At 68.9% G+C, this 6,108-nt stretch carries 5 protein-coding genes; all 5 read left to right on the forward strand.

Going from position 1 to position 6,108, the window contains the following annotated elements:
• Positions 1-70 precede the first annotated feature (70 nt).
• Positions 71-1,666, forward strand: coding sequence for a carboxyl transferase domain-containing protein (locus ACLBYD_RS02030; RefSeq protein WP_447815206.1), 1,596 nt, complete (start codon positions 71-73; stop codon positions 1,664-1,666).
• Positions 1,667-1,674: 8 nt separating this feature from the next.
• On the forward strand, positions 1,675-3,678 hold the full coding sequence (locus ACLBYD_RS02035) for an acetyl-CoA carboxylase biotin carboxylase subunit (RefSeq protein WP_447815207.1): 2,004 nt from the start codon (positions 1,675-1,677) through the stop codon (positions 3,676-3,678).
• The gene (locus ACLBYD_RS02040) at positions 3,678-4,841 is read left to right on the forward strand and encodes an acyl-CoA dehydrogenase family protein (RefSeq protein ID WP_447815208.1); all 1,164 of its coding nucleotides are present in this window, start codon (positions 3,678-3,680) and stop codon (positions 4,839-4,841) included. Before ACLBYD_RS02035 ends, ACLBYD_RS02040 begins: the two co-directional genes overlap by 1 nt.
• Positions 4,838-5,332, forward strand: coding sequence for a MaoC family dehydratase (locus tag ACLBYD_RS02045; protein WP_019290589.1), 495 nt, complete (start codon positions 4,838-4,840; stop codon positions 5,330-5,332). The genes ACLBYD_RS02040 and ACLBYD_RS02045 overlap by 4 nt, the downstream gene beginning before the upstream one ends.
• A partial coding sequence (locus ACLBYD_RS02050; protein ID WP_447815210.1) for an HpcH/HpaI aldolase/citrate lyase family protein occupies positions 5,329-6,108 on the forward strand: 780 nt, incomplete at its 3' end. The genes ACLBYD_RS02045 and ACLBYD_RS02050, both read left to right, overlap by 4 nt.

The following is a 6,108-nucleotide window of genomic DNA, read 5'->3' on the forward strand; positions in this document are numbered from 1 at the left end:
GGTCTGGACAACTCGGTTAATCATAACTAACCTAGATTTCAGTTAATGGCGATTAGTCGATCTACCGAGGATGGTGTCCGTGACAACCGCTGAGACGGCCTCGACAACCAGCCGCGACCAGCACGAACAGCTGGTCGGAGAGCTTCGAGACAAGCTCGCTGCCGCAGCCCTGGGTGGCAGCGAGAAAGCCCGGGAGCGGCATGTCGCCCGCGGCAAGCTGCTTCCCCGCGACCGCGTGGACGAACTGCTCGACACGGGCAGCCCGTTCCTCGAACTGTCGCCCCTCGCCGCCGACGGCATGTACGACGACGAGTGCCCCGGCGCCGGCATGATCGCCGGCATCGGCCGCGTCGCCGGCCGCGAATGCGTCATCGTCGCCAACGACGCCACCGTCAAGGGTGGCACCTACTACCCGATCACGGTCAAGAAGCACCTGCGGGCGCAGGAAGTCGCGCTGCAGAACAACCTGCCGTGCCTGTACCTCGTCGACTCCGGCGGCGCCTTCCTGCCACGGCAGGACGAGGTCTTCCCCGACCGCGAGCACTTCGGCCGCATCTTCTACAACCAGGCCACCATGAGCGCCAAGGGGATCCCGCAGATCGCCGCGGTCATGGGCTCGTGCACCGCCGGCGGCGCCTACGTCCCCGCCATGAGCGACGAGGCCGTCATCGTCCGCAACCAGGGCACCATCTTCCTCGGTGGCCCGCCGCTGGTGAAGGCCGCGACCGGCGAGGTCGTCACCGCGGAGGAACTCGGCGGCGGCGACCTGCACTCGAAGGTCTCCGGCGTCACCGACCACCTGGCCGAGGACGACCGCGACGCGCTGCGCATCGTGCGCGACATCGTCTCCACCTTCGGTCCGCGCAACCCGCGTCCGTGGGACGTCGAACCCACCGTCGAACCCGAGGCCGACCCCACCGAGCTGTACGACGTGGTGCCCACCGACTCGCGCATCCCCTACGACGTGCACGAGGTCATCGACCGTGTGGTCGACGGCTCCAGCTTCCACGAGTTCAAGGCCGAATACGGCAAGACTCTCGTCACCGGCTTCGCACGCATCCACGGCCACCCGGTCGGCATCATCGCGAACAACGGCGTGCTCTTCGGCGAATCCGCCGTCAAGGGAGCGCATTTCATCGAACTGTGCGACAAGCGCTCGATCCCGCTGGTGTTCCTGCAGAACATCTCCGGCTTCATGGTCGGCCGCGACTACGAGGCCGGCGGCATCGCCAAGCACGGCGCGAAGATGGTCACCGCGGTCGCGTGCGCCCGGGTGCCGAAGCTGACCGTCGTCATCGGCGGCTCGTACGGCGCCGGCAACTACTCGATGTGCGGTCGCGCGTATTCGCCTCGCTTCCTGTGGATGTGGCCCAACGCCCGCATCTCCGTCATGGGTGGCGAGCAGGCCGCCTCGGTGCTGGCCACGGTGCGCTCCGACCAGCTCGATGCCTCGGGCAAGCCCTGGACGACCGAGCAGGAGGAGGAGTTCAAGGCTCCGATCCGCGCCCAGTACGAGGAACAGGGCAATCCCTACTACTCGACCGCGCGCCTGTGGGACGACGGCATCATCGATCCCGCAGACACCAGAAAAATTCTCGGACTGGCACTGTCGGTGTGCGCCAACGCCCCGCTCGAGCCGGTCTCCTACGGCGTCTTCCGGATGTGAGTGCACCCATGACTGATACGACTCGGATCGACACGGTGTTGGTCGCCAACCGCGGCGAGATCGCGGTGCGCGTCATCCGCACCCTCAAGGCGATGGGCATCCGCTCGGTCGCCGTGTTCAGCGAGGCCGACCGCGACGCCCGCCACGTGCAGGAGGCCGACACCGCGGTGCTGCTCGGACCCGCCGCGGCGCGCGAGAGCTACCTGGTGATCGACAAGGTCATCGACGCGGCGCTCGCCACCGGCGCGCAGGGCATCCATCCCGGCTACGGATTCCTCTCGGAGAATTCGGCTTTCGCCGCCGCGTGCGCCACCGCCGGTATCGCCTTCCTCGGCCCGTCCGCCCACGCCATCGAGACCATGGGCGACAAGATCACCGCCAAGGCCGCGGTGTCGGAGTTCGGCGTTCCCGTCGTGCCCGGCATCTCCCGGCCCGGACTGAGCGACGACGAACTGATCGCGGGCGCCGAGGAAGTCGGCTATCCCGTGCTCGTCAAGCCGTCCGCCGGTGGTGGCGGCAAGGGCATGCGCCTCGTCGAGGACCCGAAGGATCTGCCCGCCGCGCTCGAATCCGCCCGTCGCGAAGCGGCGTCGGCGTTCGGCGACGACACCCTCTTCCTCGAGCGATTCGTGCAGCGCCCCCGCCACATCGAGGTCCAGGTCCTCGCCGACGCGCACGGCAACGTCGTCCACCTCGGCGAGCGCGAGTGCAGCCTGCAGCGGCGGCACCAGAAGGTCATCGAGGAAGCGCCCTCGCCGCTGCTCGACGAGGCCACCCGCGCCCGCATCGGTGAGGCCGCGTGCAACACCGCGCGCAGCGTCGACTACACCGGCGCCGGCACCGTCGAGTTCATCGTCTCCGCCGACAAGCCGGACGAGTTCTTCTTCATGGAGATGAACACCCGACTGCAGGTCGAGCATCCGGTCACCGAGATGGTCACCGGCCTCGACCTCGTCGAGTGGCAGGTGCGCATCGCCGCGGGCGAGCCGCTCGGCTTCACCCAGGACGACATCACCCTCACCGGCCACGCGATCGAGGCCCGCGTCTACGCCGAGGATCCGGCGCGCGGCTTCCTCCCGACCGGCGGCGAGATCGCCGACGTCGTCGAACCCACCGGCCCCGGCGTGCGCGTCGACTCCGGCATCCGCGGCGGCACCGTGGTCGGCAGCGACTACGACCCGATGCTCGCCAAGGTCATCGCCCACGCCGACGACCGCGCCGGCGCGCTGCGTCGCCTCGACCGGGCGCTCGCGCAGACCGCCGTGCTCGGCGTCGTCACCAACGTCGACTTCGTACGCTTCCTGCTCGCCGACGACGACGTCGTGGCCGGTGCGCTCGACACCGGACTCCTCGACCGCCGGGTCGGCGACTACACCGCCCCCACGACCGCCGATTCCACGCTCGTCGCCGCGGCGATCCTGCGGTGGCTCGACCGCTGGGCGGGCGAGATCACCGATCCGTGGGCGGTGCCCGACGGATGGCGCGTCGGTGCCCACCGACCCGTCACGTCGCGGCTCACCTCCGGCGACCGCACCGCACACGTGCGCCTGACCGGAACCCCGGCGGCCGGCGTCGCCGAGGTCGAGGACGGCGAGAGCTACCGGTTCAGCGCCGTGCTGCACGGCGCTGATCTGGCGGTCGTGCTCGACGGCCGGCGTCACAGCTACCGCGTCGGCGAATCCGACGGTGCGGTCTGGCTTTCCGACGGCCACGGCAGCGTCGCCGTCCGCGAGGTGCGCGAGGCATCGGTGCGCGGCGACGATGCCCACGCCGGCGACGCCGACATCACGAGCCCGATGCCCGGCGCCGTCATCGCGGTGTCCGTCGCCTCCGGCGACACCGTCACGGCCGGGCAGACGCTCGTCGTCGTCGAGGCCATGAAGATGGAACATTCGCTCACCGCCCCCATCGACGGCACCGTCGAACTGTTCGCGGCCGCCGGTGAGCAGGTCAAGGTCGATCAACTTCTCGTGCGAGTCACCCCGCACGCCGACACGGAAGAGACAAACTGATGACGGAATACCTGGCCACGGGCCAACTTCCCGACGAGTACGAGCAGCTGCGCAAGACGGTCGCCGACTTCGCCCGCACGGTGGTCGCGCCGGTCGCCGCCAAGCACGACGCCGAGCACTCGTTCCCCTACGAGGTCGTACAGGGCATGGCCGAGATGGGCCTGTTCGGTCTGCCGTTCCCCGAGGAGTACGGCGGCATGGGCGGCGACTACTTCGCGCTGTGCCTCGCGCTCGAGGAACTCGGCAAGGTCGACCAGTCCGTCGCCATCACCCTCGAGGCCGGTGTCTCGCTCGGCGCGATGCCGATCTACCGCTTCGGCAACGAGAAGCAGAAGGAGGAGTGGCTGCCGCAGCTCGCGAGCGGCCGCAACCTCGCGGGCTTCGGTCTCACCGAGCCGGGTGCGGGCAGCGACGCCGGAGGCACCAAGACCACCGCCAAGCTCGAGAACGGCGAGTGGATCATCAACGGCAACAAGCAGTTCATCACCAACTCCGGCACCGACATCACCTCGCTCGTGACCGTCACCGCCGTCACCGGTGTGCGGGAGAACGGCAAGAAGGAGATCTCCACGATCCTCGTGCCGACCTCCACGCCGGGCTTCACCGCCGAACCCGCCTACAACAAGGTCGGCTGGAACGCCTCCGACACGCATCCGCTCACCTTCGCCGACGTGCGGGTGCCCGAGGAGAACCTCCTCGGCGAGCGGGGCCGCGGCTACGCCAACTTCCTGCGCATCCTCGACGAGGGCCGCATCGCGATCGCCGCGCTGTCGACCGGCGCCGCGCAGGGCTGCGTCGACGAATCGGTGAAGTACGCCAAGGAGCGCGAGGCCTTCGGCAGCCCGATCGGCAACAACCAGGCCATCGCCTTCAAGATCGCCCGCATGGAGGCACGTGCGCACGCCGCACGCACCGCCTACTACGACGCCGCTGCCGCGATGCTCGCCGGCAAGCCGTTCAAGAAGCAGGCCGCGGTCGCCAAGCTCGTCGCGTCCGAGGCCGCGATGGACAACGCGCGGGACGCGACGCAGATCCACGGCGGCTACGGCTTCATGAACGAGTACGCCGTGGCGCGCCACTACCGCGACAGCAAGATCCTCGAGATCGGTGAGGGCACCACCGAGGTGCAGCTCATGCTCATCGGACGGGAGCTGGGACTGTGAGCGAGACCGACACCACCGTGGAGAAGCGGATCGTCCAGCGTGGCCTGTGGTTCGAGGAATTCGAACTCGGCGCGATCTACGAGCACCGCCCTGGCCGGACGATCACCGAGGCCGACAACACGCTGTTCACGACGCAGACGATGAACACGCAGGCGCTGCACCTCGACGCCGCCTACGCCGCCGAGACCAGTTTCGGTGAGCGTCTGGTCAATTCGATGTTCACGCTCTCGACGCTCGTGGGACTGTCGGTCGCCCAGCTCACGCAGGGCACGATCGTCGCGAACCTCGGGTTCTCCGAGATCTCCTTCCCCAAGCCGCTCTTCCACGGCGACACGCTCTACGCCGAGACGAAGATCGTCGACAAGCGCGAGTCGAAGAGCCGGCCGGGGGAGGGCATCGTCACCCTCGAACACACCGGTCGCAACCAGCACGGCGATGTCGTCGCCGTCGCCGTGCGCAAGACCCTGGTCCAGAAGAGGCCCACGACATGACCTGGGAACTCCCCGGCCCCGCATGGCTTTTCTGTCCCGCAGATCGTCCGGAGCGCTACGCCAAGGCCGCCGAGCGTTCCGACGTGGTGATCATCGACCTCGAGGATGCCGTCGCACCGGCCGACAAGCCGGCCGCCCGTGAGGCACTGATCGCCACTCCGCTCGACCCCGAACGCACCGTGGTGCGGGTCAACCCGGTGGGCACGGCCGACCACGAGGCCGATCTCGAGGCACTGCGCCGCACGTCGTACACGCGGGTCATGCTGCCCAAGTGCGAGAGCGGCGACGAGGTGCGCTCGCTCGCACCGCTCGAGGTGGTCGCGCTCATCGAGTCGCCCCTCGGGGTGCTCGCGGTGGAGGACATCGCCGTCGCCGAGAACACCCTCGGAATGATGTGGGGTGCCGAGGATCTCGTCGCCGGACTCGGTGGCAACGCGAGCCGTCACGCCGACGGGACGTACCGCGCGGTCGCGCAACACGCCCGGTCGGTGACCCTGCTCGCCGCGAAGGGTCACGCCCGCTGGGCGCTCGACTCGGTGTATCTGAACATCAAGGACACCGACGGTCTCCACGAGGAGGCCCTCGACGCCGTGGCGGTCGGATTCGACATCAAGGTGTCGATCCATCCGGGCCAGGTCGACGTCGTCCGCCGGGCGTACGCGCCCACCCCCGAGGAGGAGGCGTGGGCGCGGCGTGTCCTCGAGGCCGCCGAATCGGAACGCGGCGTCTTCGATTTCGAAGGGAAGATGGTCGACGCCCCGGTGCTGCGTCACGCC

It is taken from the genome of Rhodococcus sp. C26F, assembly GCF_053345925.1.

Bases quoted from the DNA above. Each gene is read 5' to 3' on its own strand.
- ACLBYD_RS02030 (WP_447815206.1), top strand. From the start codon at position 71: ATGGTGTCCGTGACAACCGCTGAGACGGCCTCGACAACCAGCCGCGAC.
- ACLBYD_RS02035 (WP_447815207.1), top strand. From the start codon at position 1,675: ATGACTGATACGACTCGGATCGACACGGTGTTGGTCGCCAACCGCGGC.
- ACLBYD_RS02040 (WP_447815208.1), top strand. From the start codon at position 3,678: ATGACGGAATACCTGGCCACGGGCCAACTTCCCGACGAGTACGAGCAG.